This window comes from Aromatoleum evansii, assembly GCF_012910805.1.
In the GTDB taxonomy this organism is placed as follows: Bacteria; Pseudomonadota; Gammaproteobacteria; order Burkholderiales; family Rhodocyclaceae; genus Aromatoleum; species Aromatoleum evansii.
The window spans coordinates 88,891-104,304 of record NZ_WTVK01000017.1; the positions used below are offsets into that span (position 1 = coordinate 88,891).

At 69.1% G+C, this 15,414-nt stretch carries 14 protein-coding genes; 7 read left to right on the forward strand and 7 right to left on the reverse strand.

Translation table 11 applies throughout. The features are described from left to right. Positions 1-1,245, forward strand: coding sequence for a uracil-xanthine permease family protein (locus GO615_RS10885; protein WP_169127850.1), 1,245 nt, complete (start codon positions 1-3; stop codon positions 1,243-1,245). Here GO615_RS10885 and GO615_RS10890 read toward each other — a convergent pair. From GO615_RS10890 to GO615_RS10900, 3 genes are read right to left on the reverse strand one after another with little or no spacing between them, the layout of a single operon-like run. Next, the gene (locus GO615_RS10890) at positions 1,238-1,555 is read right to left on the reverse strand and encodes a YqjK-like family protein (RefSeq protein WP_169127852.1); all 318 of its coding nucleotides are present in this window, start codon (positions 1,553-1,555) and stop codon (positions 1,238-1,240) included. The genes GO615_RS10885 and GO615_RS10890 overlap by 8 nt on opposite strands. Continuing rightward, positions 1,552-1,938 (reverse strand): phage holin family protein, encoded by a 387-nt coding sequence (locus GO615_RS10895; protein WP_169127854.1) that lies wholly within the window; start codon positions 1,936-1,938, stop codon positions 1,552-1,554. The genes GO615_RS10890 and GO615_RS10895 overlap by 4 nt, the downstream gene beginning before the upstream one ends. A gap of 3 nt (positions 1,939-1,941) precedes the next feature. Further along, positions 1,942-2,253: an ElaB/YgaM/YqjD family protein gene (locus GO615_RS10900; protein ID WP_169127856.1), complete on the reverse strand. Its 312-nt coding sequence runs from the start codon at positions 2,251-2,253 to the stop codon at positions 1,942-1,944. A gap of 187 nt (positions 2,254-2,440) precedes the next feature. Here GO615_RS10900 and GO615_RS10905 point away from each other — a divergent pair, with 187 nt between their 5' ends. Further along, positions 2,441-4,387 (forward strand): O-linked N-acetylglucosamine transferase, SPINDLY family protein, encoded by a 1,947-nt coding sequence (locus tag GO615_RS10905; RefSeq protein ID WP_169127858.1) that lies wholly within the window; start codon positions 2,441-2,443, stop codon positions 4,385-4,387. Positions 4,388-4,444: 57 nt separating this feature from the next. Here the strand turns inward: GO615_RS10905 and GO615_RS10910 are convergent, their stop codons facing one another. Beyond that, on the reverse strand, positions 4,445-5,761 hold the full coding sequence (locus tag GO615_RS10910) for a tetratricopeptide repeat protein (protein ID WP_169127860.1): 1,317 nt from the start codon (positions 5,759-5,761) through the stop codon (positions 4,445-4,447). A 122-nt stretch (positions 5,762-5,883) separates the two neighbouring features. On the opposite strand from GO615_RS10910, the gene GO615_RS10915 reads away from it, so the two are divergent. Next, a complete protein-coding gene (locus GO615_RS10915; protein WP_169127862.1) occupies positions 5,884-6,939 on the forward strand; it encodes a GlxA family transcriptional regulator in 1,056 nt (351 codons plus the stop codon). A gap of 15 nt (positions 6,940-6,954) precedes the next feature. Here GO615_RS10915 and GO615_RS10920 read toward each other — a convergent pair whose 3' ends face one another. Next, positions 6,955-7,737, reverse strand: a complete 783-nt coding sequence (locus tag GO615_RS10920) for an exodeoxyribonuclease III (RefSeq protein WP_169127864.1) — start codon at positions 7,735-7,737, stop codon at positions 6,955-6,957. A gap of 32 nt (positions 7,738-7,769) precedes the next feature. Between GO615_RS10920 and pyrE the strand changes: the two genes are divergently transcribed. From pyrE to GO615_RS10940, 4 genes are all read left to right on the forward strand, one after another. After that, positions 7,770-8,417 (forward strand): orotate phosphoribosyltransferase, encoded by a 648-nt coding sequence (gene pyrE / locus GO615_RS10925; RefSeq protein ID WP_169127866.1) that lies wholly within the window; start codon positions 7,770-7,772, stop codon positions 8,415-8,417. Next, a complete protein-coding gene (locus GO615_RS10930) occupies positions 8,395-9,024 on the forward strand; it encodes a hypothetical protein (RefSeq protein ID WP_169127868.1) in 630 nt (209 codons plus the stop codon). Before pyrE ends, GO615_RS10930 begins: the two co-directional genes overlap by 23 nt. Positions 9,025-9,140: 116 nt before the next feature. Beyond that, positions 9,141-11,216, forward strand: coding sequence for a molybdopterin-containing oxidoreductase family protein (locus tag GO615_RS10935; protein ID WP_169127870.1), 2,076 nt, complete (start codon positions 9,141-9,143; stop codon positions 11,214-11,216). Continuing rightward, positions 11,213-11,995 carry an NAD-dependent deacylase gene (locus GO615_RS10940; protein ID WP_169127872.1) on the forward strand — a complete coding sequence of 261 codons (783 nt, stop codon included), beginning with the start codon at positions 11,213-11,215 and terminating at the stop codon, positions 11,993-11,995. The genes GO615_RS10935 and GO615_RS10940 overlap by 4 nt, the downstream gene beginning before the upstream one ends. Positions 11,996-12,026: 31 nt before the next feature. On the opposite strand, the gene GO615_RS10945 is transcribed toward GO615_RS10940, so the two are convergent. Both GO615_RS10945 and GO615_RS10950 read right to left on the reverse strand, forming a co-directional pair. After that, the gene (locus GO615_RS10945) at positions 12,027-13,442 is read right to left on the reverse strand and encodes a TonB-dependent receptor (protein ID WP_169127874.1); all 1,416 of its coding nucleotides are present in this window, start codon (positions 13,440-13,442) and stop codon (positions 12,027-12,029) included. 196 nt (positions 13,443-13,638) lie between these two features. Then, positions 13,639-15,414, reverse strand: a 1,776-nt coding sequence (locus tag GO615_RS10950; protein ID WP_246262227.1) for an ABC transporter transmembrane domain-containing protein, incomplete at its 5' end; no start/stop codon positions are given.

Here is a 15,414-nt window from a genome sequence, read left to right on the forward strand (position 1 = left end):
ATGCGCGAACTCCCGATCGAGGGCGCAGAGCCGCTGTGGCGGCAGGCGATTTCCGGTGCCCAGATTCTCTTCGTCGCCTTCGGCGCGCTGGTGCTGGTGCCGCTGCTCACCGGGCTCAACCCGAGCATGGCGTTGCTCGGCGCGGGTGTGGGCACGCTGCTGTTCCAGCTCGTCACCGGCCGCCAGGTGCCGATCTTCCTCGGCTCCAGCTTCGCCTTCATCGCGCCGATCATCTACAGCATGCAGACCTGGGGCCTCGCGGCGACGATGGGTGGCATGATCTGCGTGAGCCTCATGTACTTCGTGTTCGCCGGACTGGTGTGGCGCCACGGCGCGGAGATCGTGCATAAGTACATGCCGCCGGTGGTGATCGGCCCGATCATCATGATTATCGGCCTGTCGCTCGCGGCGGTGGCCGTGAATATGGCGATGGGCAGGACCGGCGACGGCAAGGCCGAGCTCGTGCCCTACACGACGGCGATGCTGATCGCCGTGGCCTCCTTCGGCACCACCGTCGTCGTCGCGGTGTGGGCGCGCGGCTTCCTCAAGCTGGTGCCCATTCTCGCCGGCGTGCTGGTCGGCTACATGCTCTCGGCGATGCTGGGCCTGGTCGATTTCGGCAAGATCGCCGCCGCGCCCTGGCTCGCGCTGCCGCAATTCACCGCGCCTAGCTTCGAGTGGGCGGCGATCCTGTTCCTGTTGCCGGTCGCGCTCGCGCCGGCGATCGAGCACGTCGGCGACATCGTCGCCATCGGCGGCGTCACCGGCAAGGACTACACCGAGAGCCCCGGCCTGCACCGCACGCTCGCCGGCGACGGGCTGGCGGTCGCCTTCGCCGGCCTGATCGGCGGCCCGCCGGTGACGACCTACTCGGAAGTGACCGGCGCGGTGACGCTCACGCGCAACTTCAACCCTGCGATCATGACCTGGGCGGCGGTGCTTGCGATCGTGATGGCCTTCTTCGGCAAGTTCAACGCGATCCTGCAGTCGATCCCGGTTCCGGTGATGGGCGGCATCATGATGCTGCTGTTCGGCTCGGTCGCGAGCATCGGCCTGAAGACGCTGATCGCCGCGCGCGTAGACCTCGAAGAGCCGCGCAACCTCGTGATCGTCTCCTCGGTGCTGGTGTTCGGCATCGGCGGGCTCGCGCTCAAGCTCGACGGCGTCGCGCTGCAGGGCGTGAGCCTGTGCGGCGTCGCGGCGGTGCTGCTGAACTTCGTGCTGCCGAAGAAGCGCCTCAGCTAGCGAAGCGGCGCAGGAAGCCGATCAGCGGATCGAGGCCACGCCCGAGCTTGCGGTAGAGCATCCAGCCGAACCAGGCGCGGCGCGCGACGCGCAGCACCAGGCGCGGCCGCAGGAGCACGACCGCGAACGCCACGGCCGACAGCAGCGGAACATGCTCGCGCAGACCCTGCGCGCGGTCGCGGGCGCGGTCGACCGCGTCGAGCACCGACTCGATGCGTTCCAGCCCGGCGACGAGCGTCTCGCGCTGCCGTTCGGCGTCGAATTGCAGGCGCTGCTTCTTCAGCGCCAGCTCGAGCAGCCGCGGATTCATTCGCGTGGCCGCAAGGCTTCACGATCGCGCGCGAGTTCGCCCAGGCTCGCCGCGAACAGGCGGCTGCCACGCTTCACCTCGCGTGCCGCATTGCTCGCCGCGAGCAAGCCGGCGCCCAGCAGCACGACCGTGCCGAGCCCGAGCGCGAGCAAGCGGTGCTCCTCCCAGAACAGCACGGTCAGGAACACCGCCAGGAACACGACCCCGAAGCCGAGGAACACCGCGCTCAGCACGGTGTTGAAGAGCAGGGCGGTCAGCCGCAGCTTCTCCTCCTGCGCCTCGACGGCGAGCAGTTCCAGCCGCGTCTGCGCGGTGGCGAGCCCGGTATCGAGCAGCCCGCGCAGGCTGCCCGCAAGGCGTCGCTTGTGCTCCTCTCCCGCCACGGCTCAGCGGCGGCCCGACAGCAGGCCCAGCAGGAAGGCCACGCCGGCGGCGATCCCGACCGACTGCCACGGATTCTTGTGCACGTAGTCGTCGGTCGCGTGGGCGACCTTCTTCGCCTGCTCGACGGCCGCGGCCTCCATGTCGGCAATGCGGTCCTTCGCGGCCAGCATGCGATCGTTGAGGCGGCTGCGGACCTCGCTCAGCTTGTCGCCTGCCTGCCCGGCGGTCAGCTTCAGAAGTTCCTCGGCGTCGCTCATCACGACCTTGAAGTCGGCAACCAGTTTGTCGCGGGAAACATCTGCGTTATTAGTCATCTTGCACCCCCGTTTCTGCTCTGAACATGACATGCGCGCGAACGCGCGGGTTGGAAGGTCAGGCTAGCCCCAATCCCGGATGAAGGCAACTGCGGATTGCCGGATGCGTGACGATTTAACGCATCGGCATAATGCGTGCCGTGGCGCGGCTTATGGTAGCCTCGCCCCTTTCGCGAGGATGCCCCCGATGACCGGCCGAAACGACCCCTGTCCCTGCGGCAGCGGGAAGAAGTTCAAGAAATGCTGCCAGAATCGCGCGGCGGGTCCGGTCACGAACACCGCGAACGCCCGTCCCGCTTCGGCCCGGCTCCTCGACGCCGTCGCGCTGCACCAGGCAGGACATCTCGACGCGGCGGAACAGGCCTACCGTGCAATCCTCGTTTCCTCGCCAGGCGACTGCGATGCGCTGCATTACCTCGGGATGATCGCGTTCCAGCGGCAGCGGTATGCGGAATCCGTCGCTCTCATCGAGCAGGCCATCGCCCGCAACCCCCGCACACCCGCCTTCCACTGCAACCTTGGCAACGCGCTCATGCGCCTGGGGCGCTTCGGTGACGCGGAACGAGGCTACCGCGAGGCCTGCACGCTCGATCCCGGTTTTGCAGCGGCGCTCCTCGGGCTCGCGAACGCCTGCATCTCGACGGGACGGTCCGCAGAGGCCCTGCCCGCCGCGCGCAAGGCGACGGAGGCAGCGCCGAACATGTTTCCGGCGTGGGTCGCGCTCGGTGACGCAAGCTACAACGTGGAGAACATCGACGAGGCCGAGCACAGCTACCGGCTGGCGCTCGGCGTGCACCGCGACCCCCGCGTGCTGACCAAGCTCGCCGTCATCGTGACGCGCTTCGGCAGGGTGCGGGAGGCCGAGACCTTGATCGAGGAAGCGCTGCGCCTGGACCCCGGCTTCGAGCCCGCCTGGTGGTCGCGGCTCATGAACCTGAACTACCTCTCCACCGATTTGCAGGCGATGAGCGCCGTTCACCGCGAGTGGGCCAGGCGCTTCGTCCCGCAGGACACGCCTGCCTCGCCGTCGGCCGGTCTGGCCTGGGACGGGAGTCGCAAGCTGCGCGTGGGCTATCTTTCGGCCGACTTCCGGCGGCACGCGCTGCGTTTTTTCGTTCGCCCCATCCTGCGGCACCACGACCGATCCCGTTTCGAGATCCACTGCTATTCGAACTCCCCGATCGAGGATGAAGTGACGGTGGAACTGAAGGGCATGGTCGATCATTGGGTCGACTGCCATTCGATGTCGGATGAAGAGCTTGCAGGAAGAATACGCGCGGACGGCATCGACCTGCTTGTCGACATGACCGGCCATAGCCACGGAAAACGCCTGAAGGCGCTGGCCACCCGCCCGGCGCCAGTTCAGGCCACGATGCTCGGCTATCTCAACACGACGGGCCTGCAAGCCATCGACTACCGCTTCGGCGACCGCTTCACCTGTCCGCCGGGGCTCGACCAATACGGCACCGAAAAACTGGTGCGCCTGCCAGCGTGTCAATGGTGCTACGAACCGGATGACGAGCAGCCGCAGGTCGGACCTTCGCCCGCACAGAAGAACGGCTATCTCACGTTCGGCAGCTTCCACAACCTGGCGAAGCTGACGCCGGCCCAGCTCGATCTTTTTGCCGACATCCTCGCCGCGGTGCCCGATGCTCGCCTGCTGATGGTCGTATGGGGAGCGGCGCCGCGCCAGGACCTCGAGCGCCACTTCGCCGGCCGCGGACTCGCCGCCCGGGTCGCCTTCGCCGATCCGGCCGCCCATCGCAGCTACCTGACGTTCTACGACCGCATAGACGTCGGCCTTGACACCTTCCCGTACGCCGGTGGCACGACGACGCTGGAGTCCGTCTGGATGGGGGTTCCCGTTCTGACCATGAGGGGACCGACCCAGACGAGCAACGGCGGCGTTTCGATCAATTCCAACCTCGGACTGGAGCGGTTCATCGCGGACGGGCCGGACGAGTTCGTCGCGAAGGGGAAAGCGATCGCCACCGACGTGGATGCGCTGGCAGGGCTGCGTTCCTCGCTGCGGGCCAGGCTTCGCGCATCGCCCATCATGGATGGGCCTGCCTACGTGCGGGCGCTGGAAACCGCCTACGCCGATATCATGCGATCCGTGTCCGGACGGGGGTAAGTCCGCCCGCGGGCCGCGCCGTCGCAGCGAACGCCGCCGCGGCCGGCGCGGGACGGCTCAGCGGGGCAGGCGCGCGACGAGCCGGCGGTTGATCGCGCTGTCCGGCTTGCGCGCGAGGCGTTCGTTGATCAGCGCGCGGGCGAGAGGGGCGCGCCCGCCGCGCAGCGCCGCCTCGACCAGCGCGAGGTCGATCAGGTCGCGCTGCGCGTGGCTGCCGCCGAAGCGGTGGGCGATCGGGCGGACCGTGCGCAGCGTCTCGATCGCCGCCTCGTACCGGCCGGCGGCGAGGTCGGCGAAGGCGCGCAGCAGGGGTTCGCCGACCGCGGTCCCGAGGGCGGCGTGGTCGCCGATCTTCGCCGCGTCGAGATGACGCTGCGCAGCCATCCAGTCGCCCGCCGACGCATCCTGGCCCGCGCCGAGCCAGGCCATCATCGCGTGCAGGTCGTTGAAGGAATACAGCCCCGGCCGTGCCGACGTGCGCCAGCAGTCCGCGACGCTCGCCCAGCGCGCGGCGACGTCGATGCCGGTGAACTGCAGCCGGCACAGCAGCGCGGAAGCGTCGATGAGGTCCAGCATCAGCACCGAGCGCGGTCCGTGGATCGGGCCGTCGAAGAGTGCGAGCGCCTCGTCGATCTCGTCGCGGTCGAGGTGGAACATCGCGAGATGCCACCAGTTATGCACGGCGAAGAAGTTGTCCTCGGCCCAGTGCGGCCGGCGCTCGCGCATCCATGCGATGCCGTCGGCGCTGCGCCCCTCCATCTCGATCACGTGGGCGAGCGCGTGGTGAGCCCAGGAATCGCCCGGTTCGAGCTCCAGCGCGCGCCGCCCCTGCGCCTCCGCGCGGCGGTAGTCGCCCGTCTCCTCGCAGCCGAAGGCGTGCATGCCGAGCAGCGCGTGGTAGCCGGGCAGGGACGCGTCCCATGCCGGCAGCGCGCGGGCGATGCGGTCGCGCAGCATGCGCGAGTCGCCGCGGTAGAAGTCGACCAGATGCCCCGCCTGCAGCGCGAGGATGTCGCGCGGCCACTCGATCGCCAGGTCCTCCAGTACGCGCCCGGCCGCTTCCCAGCGTCCGCCGGCGAAGTGCGCGATCGCGTCGAGGTGAGCCTGCTCGCGGCGGTTCGGCGCACAGGCCGCCGCCTTCGCCGCATCGTCACGCGCCACGGCGAGGCCTTCCGGTTCGGTGCCGAGCAGATGCAGCCAGGCATGCAGCACATGGCCCATCACGAAATCCGGCTGGATCGCCGTCGCTGCGTTGATCGTCGCGACGGGGTCGCTGCGGTAGCAGTGGAATTCCTGCAGCGCCCGCGCGTAGTGCGCGAACGCGGCGTCGTCGGTCGCGCTGAGGGGGTTGCCGGCAAGGTCGGTCGTCTTCATGGTGTCTCTCCATTGGGGTGGTGCACCTTGCGCCGTCGTGGCGGCGGTGTCTGGAATGCATCCTATGGTGGATGGCCGGTGTGGACTAAGGTGAAAACGGTCACGAACAGGACGATCGCGCCATGCATGCCCCCCGCCGCGGAAACAGTCTGCCCACAGTCGCCATCCTCGCCTTCCCCGAGACGACCGCGTCGGTGCTGTACGGCATGCACGACCTGTTCCACTCGGCCGGGCGCGACTGGGGCCTGATCGAGCATGGTGCCCCCGGCCTGTCGCTGATGGCGCCGGTGGTCGTGTCGGGGGACGGTGCGCCGCTGACGGTCGGGAACGGCGTGCGCGTGTGCCCGGACTGCCGTCTTGACGCAACGCCGCAGCCGGACCTGGTCTGCATTCCCGAAATCGCGGTGATGCCGAACGATGAGCTGTTGCAGCGCTTCGAGCCCGAGTGCGCGTGGCTGCGGGGGGCCTATGCGGGCGGCGCCGTCATCGCCTCGGCCTGCTCGGGGGCGCTGCTGATGGCGCAGGCGGGGCTGCTCGACGACGAGCCGGCGACGACGCACTGGGCCTTCTGCGGCACGCTCGCCGAGCGCTTCCCCAGGGTGCGGGTGCAGTGCCAGCGCTCGCTGGTGGTCGCCGGCGATGGCCAGCGTCTGGTGATGGCGGGCGGCGGCACGACCTGGCAGGACCTCGCGCTGTACCTGATCGCACGCTTCGCCGGCGTCGAGCCCGCGATGCAGCTCGCGCGCATGAACCTCATCGACTGGCATCACGTCGGCCAGCAGCCCTTCGCGCGCCTTTCGGCCAGCCGGCAGACCGACGATGCGCTGATCGCCCGCGCCCAGGTGTGGGCGGCGACGCATTATGCGGAGGCGGCGCCGGTCGCCGCGATGGCCGAACTCACCGGCCTGTCCGAGCGCGCCTTCGTGCGTCGCTTCCGTCAGGTCACGGGCATGTCGCCGCTCGCGTATGTGCACGCGGTGCGCATCGAGGAGGCCAAGCAGATGCTCGAATCGACGCGCCTGCCGGTCGAGGCGATCGCCGAGGAACTCGGCTACGAGGACGCGAGCTTCTTCTCGCGCCTGTTCAAGCGCGAGGTGAAACTCACGCCGGCGCGCTACCGGCGGAAGTTCGGCGACCTGCGCGAGGTGCTGCGCGAGGCCGCCGGCCACGCGCATTGAGCCCGGGGAGCGGGCTCAGGCGGACCAGTCGTAGTCGATCGTCAGCGGCGCGTGGTCGGAGAAGCGCTGGTCCTTGTAGACGCGGGCTTCGCGCGCGGTCCCGGCGATGCCCGGTGTCGCGAGCTGGTAGTCGAGCCGCCAGCCGACGTTCTTCGCCCAGGCCTGGCCGCGGTTCGACCACCACGTGTAGCAGGCGTCCGTGGTGTCCGGGTACAGGCGGCGATACACGTCCACCCAGCCCTGTTCGTCCTGCACGCGCGTCATCCATGCGCGCTCCTCGGGCAGGAAGCCGGAATTCTTCTGGTTCGACTTCCAGTTCCGGAGGTCGATCTCCTTGTGCGCGATGTTCCAGTCGCCGCAGATCACGACCTCGCGCCCGCTCGCGTACAGCTTCTCCATGTGCGGCAGGAAGCGCTCCATGAAACCGAACTTGATCTGCTGGCGTTCCTCGGAGCTCGACCCCGAGGGCAGGTACAGCGACACGACCGACAGCTGCCCGAAGTCGAGCTGCAGGAAGCGCCCCTCGGCGTCGATGTCGGCGATCCCGAGCCCCTCGATCACGCGGTCCGGCGTGCGCCGCGCATACAGGCCGACGCCGCTGTAGCCCTTCTTTTCGGCGTGATGGAAGTAGCCGGTGTAGCCGGCGGGCGTGCGCATCGCCTCGCTGAGGTCGCCCGCGTGCGCCTTGAGTTCCTGCAGGCAGACGACGTCCGCGTCCTGCGCGGGGAGCCAGTCGAGGAAGCCTTTCGTGGTAGCCGAGCGGATGCCGTTGAGGTTTAGGGTGATGATGCGTAACATTCGGCCGGATAACCCAGAACTGGATGCAAAGCGTGGATTTTAGCCGGGATTTCATCGCACTGGCCTGCGACAAGGGCGTGCTGCGATTCGGGTCCTTCGTGACCAAGGCGGGGCGCAATTCGCCGTACTTCTTCAACGCCGGGCTGTTCGACGACGGCAGCTCGTTCCGCGAGCTGTGCGGCTTCTACGCGCGCGCGATTCTGGCCGCGGGCGTGCCCTGCGACATGCTCTTCGGGCCGGCCTACAAGGGCATCCCGCTGGTCGCCGGCGTGGCGATCCGTCTCGCCGAGCAGGGCGTGAACCTGCCCTTCGCGTTCAACCGCAAGGAAGCCAAGGATCATGGCGAAGGCGGCACCCTCGTCGGTGCGCCGCTCAAGGGCCGCGTGCTGATCCTCGACGACGTGATCTCGGCCGGCACCTCGGTGCGCGAATCGGTCGACATCATCCGCGGCGCAGGTGCCGAGCCGGCCGGCGTCGTCATCGCGCTGGACCGCATGGAGCGCGGCAAAGGCGAGAAATCGGCGGTGCAGGAAGTGCGCGAGTCCTTCGGCATCCCGGTCGTCGCCGTTGCGACGCTCGAGGACCTGATCGGCTACCTGGGCGACAGCCCCGAACTGGCCGCCAACCTCGAGGCCGTGCAGGCCTACCGGAGCACATATGGCATCGCGACGCAGTCCTGAGCTGCTGGTGGCCCTCCTGTTCGGCCTGACGCTGGCGAACACGGCCGGTGCGAAGGTGTATTGCTGCGAGGATGCCAACGGGCGGCGCCAGTGCGGCGACGTGCTGCCGCAGGCTTGTTACGGGCGTGCGTACCGCGAGATGGGCCCGCAGGGCACGATCAAGCGCGAGGTTTCCGCGCCCTTGACGGCTGACGAAATCGCACGGCGCAATGCCGCGGAGCAGCAGAAGAAGGATGACGAGACGCGCCAGGCCAAACAGCGCCGCCTTGACCAGGCCTTGCTGGAGACCTATGCGAGCGTCGAGGATCTCGACCGCCGCCGCGACAAGGACGTTGCCGACATCGAGCGCAGCATCGAAGAGGCGCGCAAGCGCGACAAGGAGTTGCGCACCAAACGCCAGCGCTTCGAGAAGGAAGCCGAGTTCCACAAGGGACGCGACCTGCCGCGCGACCTCGCCGCCAACCTGCGCTCGATCGACAGCGAGCTGGCGTCGCAGGGCAAGCTGATCGAGGACAAGACGCGCGAACTCGAAGCGACGCGCGCGCGCTTCGAGGCCGACCGCGCCCGCTACGTGGAACTGAGCAGCGCCGCCGCGAAGCAGCGCTGAACGTGCCGGGTGCCGGCCTTCATCGGCCGGCTCGCGGCGGGCGGGGCGCCGCGATCTCCGCCCCGTGATTGCAGGCCGGCGCGCGTCGCGTGGTCCGGCAGGATTCAGGAGTCGTCATGAGCACTGCCGCCAGCAAGGTCGTCCGCGCCGCCTGCCCGCACGACTGTCCCGACACCTGCGCGATGGAGGTCACCGTCGAGGACGGCCGCGCGGTGAAGATCCGCGGCGCCGACGACCTGCCCTTCACCAACGGCGCGCTGTGCACCAAGGTCGCGCACTACCTCGAACGCGTCTACTCCGACCAGCGCCTGCTGCACCCGATGAAGCGCGTCGGCAGGAAGGGCGAGGGGCGCTTCGAGCGCATCTCGTGGGACGAGGCGCTCGATACCATCGCTGCGAAGTTCGCCGCGATCGCCGCCGACGACCCGCGCGCGATCCTGCCCTACAGCTACGCCGGCACGATGGGCCTGGTTCAGGGCGAGAGCATGGACCGCCGCTTCTTCCACCGCCTCGGCGCCTCGCTGCTGGACCGCACGATCTGCGCCTCGGCCGGTGCGGCGGGCTGGAAGGCGACGATGGGGGCCTCGGTCGGCATGGACCCCGAGGCGATCGTCGACGCCAGGCTGATCCTGATCTGGGGCGGCAACCCGGTCGTCTCCAACCTGCACGGCTGGCGCTACATCCTGGAGGCGAAGCGGCGCGGCGCGAAGCTCGTGTGCATCGACCCGTGGCGTTCGCAGACGGCCGAGAAGTGCGACCTGCACCTCGCCCCCTGGCCCGGCACCGACGGCGCGCTGGCGCTGGCGATGATGCAGGTGCTGATCGCCGACGGCCTCATCGACCGTGAGTACGTCGACGCCCACACGCTGGGCTTCAAGGCCATGGCCGAGCGCGTGCAGGCCTTCACCCCCGAATGGGCGGCGCCGCTTACCGGCCTGCCCGCGGATGCGATCCGCAGCCTCGCACGCGAATATGGCAGCACGACACCGGCGGCGATCCGCCTCAACTACGGCCTCAACCGCTGCGCGGGCGGCGCCACGGTGATGCGCAACATCGCCTGCCTGCCGGCGCTCACCGGCGCGTGGCGCCATCCGGCGGGCGGCGCGCTGCTATCGACCTCGGGCAACTTCCCCCTCGACCAGCAGTCGCTGGAACGCCCCGAGCTGTACACCGCGCACCACACGCGCCCGCCGCGCACGATCAACATGTCGGCGATCGGCGAGGCGCTGCTCGGCGCCGGCGAGCCGCCGATCCGTGCGCTGTACGTGTACAACTCCAACCCCGTCGCGGTCGCCCCGGACGGCACGCGCGTGCGCGAAGGCTTCATGCGCGAGGACCTCTTCTGCGTCGTGCATGAGCTCTTCCAGACCGACACCGCTGACTACGCCGACATCCTGCTGCCCGCCACCAGCCAGCTCGAACACCGCGACGTGCACAAGGCCTACGGCCATCTCTATGCGCTGACGAACGAGCCGGCGATCGCACCGCTCGGTGAGGCCAAGCCCAACAGCGAAGTGTTCCGGTTGCTCGCCGCGCGCATGGGTTTCACCGACGCGGCGCTGCGCGAGTCGGACGACGAGATCGCCGCGCAGGCCTTCAAGCGTCGCGACAACCGCGCGCTGGGCCTCGACCCCGAGACGCTGCGCACGCGCGGCTGGGTGCGCCTCAACCTGCCGCGCCCCTTCGCCCCGTTCGCGAAGGGCAACTTCCCGACGCCTTCGGGCAAGTGCGAGTTCTTCTCCGAATCGCTCGCGCAGCGCGGCCTCGACCCGCTGCCGGGCTGGGTGCCGCCGCACGAGTCGCCGGTCAGCAACCCCCAACTCGCCGCACGCTATCCGCTGGCGATGATCTCGCCGCCGGCGCGCAACTTCCTCAATACCAGCTTCGCCAACCTGCCGCGCTTCCGCGAGCAGGAAGGCGGGCCGAAGCTCGAGATCCACCCGGACGATGCCGCACGGCGCGGCATCGCCGCGGGCGAGCGCCTGCGCATCTTCAACGACCGTGGCGCCTTCCACGCGCAGGCGGTCGTTACCGAACGCGTGCGGCCGGGCGTCGTCGTGTGCCCCTCGGTGTGGTGGCGCAAGCTCTCGGGCGACGGCGAGAACGCCAACGCCGTCACCTCGCCCGCGCTGACCGACTTCGGCGGCGGACCGACCTTCTACGACTGTCTCGTCGAAGTGGCGAAAGCATGAGCGAAGCCGAAACCCTGGACCGCGTCGCGCAACTGATCGCCGACGCCAAGCGCATCCTCTTCATCACCGGCGCGGGCATCTCGGCCGATTCCGGCCTGCCCACCTACCGCGGCATCGGCGGGCTGTACCACGAACGCCTCACCGACGAAGGGCTGATGATCGAGGAGGCCCTGTCGGGCGAGATGATGAATCGCCGCCCCGACATCTCGTGGAAGTACATCGCGCAGATCGAGGCCAACTGCCGCGGCGCACAGCCCAACATCGCGCACCGCATCATCGCCGCGCTGGAACACGAGAAGCCGGGCGTCTGGGTGCTCACGCAGAACGTCGATGGCCTGCACCGCGACGCCGGTTCGCGCAACGTCATCGAGATCCACGGCACCGTGCATCACCTGCGTTGCATGGAGTGCAATCATCATCGCAGCGTCAAGGACTACTCCGGCCTGCAGCTGCCGCCGGCGTGCCCGAAGTGCGGCGGCGTGCTGCGGCCCGATGTCGTGCTGTTCGGCGAGATGCTGCCGGAGGCCGGCCTGCACCGGCTGGAGACCCTGATCGCGCATGGCCTCGACCTCGTCGTGTCGATCGGCACCACCAGCGTGTTCCCCTACATCTCGGGGCCGGTGTGGTGGGCGAGGGAGGTCGGCGTGCCCAGCGTCGAGATCAACCCGGGCGAAACCGAAGTCAGCGAGATCGTCTCGCACCGCCTGCGCCTGGGCGCCGCCGAGGCGATGCCGGAGCTGTGGCGCCGGCTGCACCCGGAGCGCCCGCTGGAGGACTGAGGCGGGCGGGGCGCCCGCCCGGAGCAAGCCCTCACTCGGTGTCGAAGCCGAGCAGCCGAGATTCGATGATCCGCGCGGCGACCACCGCTGGCACGTCGTGCTCCCATTCGCCGCGACCGCGGCGCAGCGCGGCCAGCACCTCGGTGGCGTCGATGTGCAGGTGGCTCTCGTCGCGCGGTTCGACCGCGATCAGCTTGCGGTTTTCCTTGAGGAAGGCGAGCAGGTGGCCGAGGTTGGCGGGTACCACGACGTTGTCCAGCGTGACGAGCGCCTGCGTGTTGCCGTGGCGCGGGCGCGAGGGATACACGTAGACATACGTGTTGTCGGGGAAGAGCTTGCCGAAGGCTTCGAGGATTCCGCCCTCCAGGCCGTCGTAGTATTTTTCGTCGAACAGGAAGTCGAAGTCGCGTACCGACAGCACGATGCCGATGGGTTTCTGCGTGTAGCGGCGCAGGTAGGCGCGCAGGCGGAAGAAGCGCACGTAGTCCGAGACCATCACCGTGCAGCCCTGCGACGCGAGCAGGTCGATGCGCGCGAGGAAGTCCGCGCCGTCCACGTTGTCGCCGCTCACGAGCGAATTCATCGTGATCTCGGCGAGTGACAGGATCTCGTTCTCATCCACCGCCGCGAGCTGGCTGAACTGCTTGAGGGCCGCGGACATCATGTCGACGTTCACCAGCGTCACCGGCTTGAAGCTGCCGCGAATGACCGTCACCGGCTTGCGATAGAACAACTCTCCCGGTACCACCACCTCGCCCGCCGGATTGAACACCACCGCCCGGGTGAGCCATGCGCGGATCAGGTGCAGGTTCATCAGGCGGTTCTCGACTTCCTCGAAGTAGGGGCCGGAGAAGTGGATGAGGTCGACCTCGATGCGGTCGGAGCCGAGTCCGTCCGCCAGTCCCTCGACGACCCATTCGGGGTGCTGGTGATGGAGGAAGGCGCCGTGGATCAGGTTCACGCCGAGGATGCCGAGCGCTTCCGACTGTAGCGCATTGTCGTTGTCGAGCATGCGCACGTGCATGATCACGTCGCTGGGCATGGCGCCCGGATGCAGTTGCAGGCGGATGCCGACCCAGCCGTGGCATTCGTTCTTCTGCTTGAAGCTGCGGGCGGTCACGGTCGCAGCGTAGGCGAAGAAGGTCGTGTTCTTCGCCCGCAGATGGGCGAGTCGGTCGACGACCTGGGTGAATTCCTTCTCCAGCATCTGCAGCAGCCGCGCCCGGCTCACGTAGCGGTCGACGTGCCCGTAGATGTCGTCGCTCACGGCCATGTCGTAGGCCGACATGGTCTTCGCGATCGTGCCGGCGGCGGCCCCGACGGAGAAGAAGCGCCGGGCCACTTCCTGGCCGGCGCCGATCTCGACGATCGAGCCGTACTTGTACTTGTCGAGGTTGATCGCGAGGGCCTTCTGGTCGGTGGTGAGCGTGTTGTCGCGCTTGCGCATGGCGTCTCCGTGGAACTCGCCGGGGCGGGAGTCGGCGGCTGCTCGACGCCCCCGGGGCAAAGGTCAGAGTCTACACCCGCCAAGCTACGCGCTTGTCGTAGCGCGCACGCTTGCGGGCATCGCGCCGGTCGTCGGGGGGAAGGACCGTGACTGCGGGGCGGCGCGCGGGCCGGGCGCATGGCCGTGGCCCCGCGGCTCACATGGCGAGCTGCAGCGCCGCCAGACGCGCATAAAGTCCGCCCTGGCGGCGGAGATCGGCCGGGGTGCCGGTTTCCACGACACGCCCCTGATCGAGCACGACGATGCGGTCGACCTTCTGCACGGTGGCGAGGCGATGGGCGATGATGAGCGTGGTGCGGCCCTGCATCGCGCTGTGGAGGCCTTGCTGCACGAGGATTTCCGATTCGGCGTCGAGGGCGCTCGTGGCCTCGTCGAGCAGCAACAACGGGGCGCCTTTGAGGATCGCGCGCGCGATGGCGATGCGCTGGCGCTGTCCGCCGGACAGGCGGGTGCCGCGTTCGCCGAGGAAGGTGTCGTAGCCGTCGGGCAGGCGCTCGACGAATTCGTCGACGAGCGCGGCGCGGGCGGCTGTCCGAACTTCGGCGTCGCTCGCCCCGGGGCGGCCGTAGCGGATGTTGTCGAGCGCGCTCGCCGAGAAGATCACCGGTTCCTGCGGGACGATGGCAATGCCGCGGCGCAGGTCGTGCAGGCCGAGTTCGCGGATGTCCTGCCCGTTGAGGCGGATGCGACCGCCGGTCGCGTCGTAGTAGCGCAGCAGGACGAGGAAGAGGCTCGTCTTGCCGGCGCCCGAGGGGCCGACGAGGGCGACGCTTTCGCCCGGTGCGACGTCGAGGCAGATGTCGTCGAGCGCGCGCGTGTGCGGGCGGGCCGGATAGCAGAACGTGAGGTGCTCGAAAGTGATCGCGGCCTGCGTCGGGCGGACCGGCGCCTGCGGGTGGGGCGCTTCGCGGATCGCGCTGTCGGCGTGCAGCAGTTCGAGCAGGCGCTCGGCGGCGCCGGCCGCGCGCATCACGTCGCCCCACACTTCGGCCAGCGTGCCGACGCCGCCGGCGACGAGCACGGCATACAGGAGGAAGGACGCGAGCTGGCCCTGGGTCATGGCGCCGGCGTGCACCTGGCGCACGCCGATCCACAGCACGAAGACGATGGTGCCCATCACCGCGGTGATGATCAGGGCCGTCAGCACGGCGCGCATGCGCGTGCGCCGGATCGCGGTCGCGAAGCTGGTTTCGGTGGCGTCGGCGAAGCGTGCCGCTTCCTGCCGTTCCTGCGTGTACGCCTGCACCGTGGGCATGGCGTTGAGGATTTCGCCGGCGAGCGCCGAGGCGTCGGCGATGCGGTCCTGCGATTCGCGCGACAGCCGCCGCAGCTTGCGGCCGATGGCGAGGATGGGCAGGGTCAGCAGCGCCATCAGGCCCAGGTTCAGCGCGAAGAGGTGGAAGCTGGTGACGGCCAGCATGACCATGCCGCCGGCGAACTGGAACAGGCTGCGCAGGCCCATCGATACCGAGCTGCCGACGACGGTCTGGATCAGCGTCGCGTCGCCGCTGAGGCGGGACAGGACCTCGCCGGTCTGCAGGGTCTCGAAGAACTGCGGCGACTGGGTGAGCACGCGCGCATAGACCGCGCTGCGCAGGTCCGCGGTCGCGCGCTCGCCGATCCAGGACACGGTGTAGTAGCGCGCCGACACCGCGAGCGCCCAGGCGCCCGCCAGGCCGAAGAGCGCGACGAAATGCCCGTCCAGGCTCAGCCCGGGGAGCAGGCCGCCGGCGGGGCGTGTGGAGTGCGCACCGAAGCCGAAGTCGATGAGGTCGCGGAACGCCAGCGGCATCAGCAGGATGAGCGCAGAGCCCAGGCACAGCAGGGCGAAGGCGAGCGCCATGCGCGCCCGGTAGGGGCGCAGGAAGGGCCACAGGCCCTTCAGCGCCGGGAGGCGGCGGGGGCTGGAGGC

Coding starts and splice junctions, on each gene's coding strand:
- GO615_RS10920 (WP_169127864.1), bottom strand. CDS start 7,737: ATGTTACGCATCATCACCCTAAACCTCAACGGCATCCGCTCGGCTACC.
- GO615_RS10935 (WP_169127870.1), top strand. CDS start 9,141: ATGAGCACTGCCGCCAGCAAGGTCGTCCGCGCCGCCTGCCCGCACGAC.
- GO615_RS10910 (WP_169127860.1), bottom strand. CDS start 5,761: ATGAAGACGACCGACCTTGCCGGCAACCCCCTCAGCGCGACCGACGAC.
- GO615_RS10905 (WP_169127858.1), top strand. CDS start 2,441: ATGACCGGCCGAAACGACCCCTGTCCCTGCGGCAGCGGGAAGAAGTTC.
- GO615_RS10890 (WP_169127852.1), bottom strand. CDS start 1,555: ATGAATCCGCGGCTGCTCGAGCTGGCGCTGAAGAAGCAGCGCCTGCAA.
- GO615_RS10900 (WP_169127856.1), bottom strand. CDS start 2,253: ATGACTAATAACGCAGATGTTTCCCGCGACAAACTGGTTGCCGACTTC.
- GO615_RS10885 (WP_169127850.1), top strand. CDS start 1: ATGCGCGAACTCCCGATCGAGGGCGCAGAGCCGCTGTGGCGGCAGGCG.
- GO615_RS10930 (WP_169127868.1), top strand. CDS start 8,395: ATGGCATCGCGACGCAGTCCTGAGCTGCTGGTGGCCCTCCTGTTCGGC.
- GO615_RS10915 (WP_169127862.1), top strand. CDS start 5,884: ATGCATGCCCCCCGCCGCGGAAACAGTCTGCCCACAGTCGCCATCCTC.
- GO615_RS10940 (WP_169127872.1), top strand. CDS start 11,213: ATGAGCGAAGCCGAAACCCTGGACCGCGTCGCGCAACTGATCGCCGAC.
- GO615_RS10945 (WP_169127874.1), bottom strand. CDS start 13,442: ATGCGCAAGCGCGACAACACGCTCACCACCGACCAGAAGGCCCTCGCG.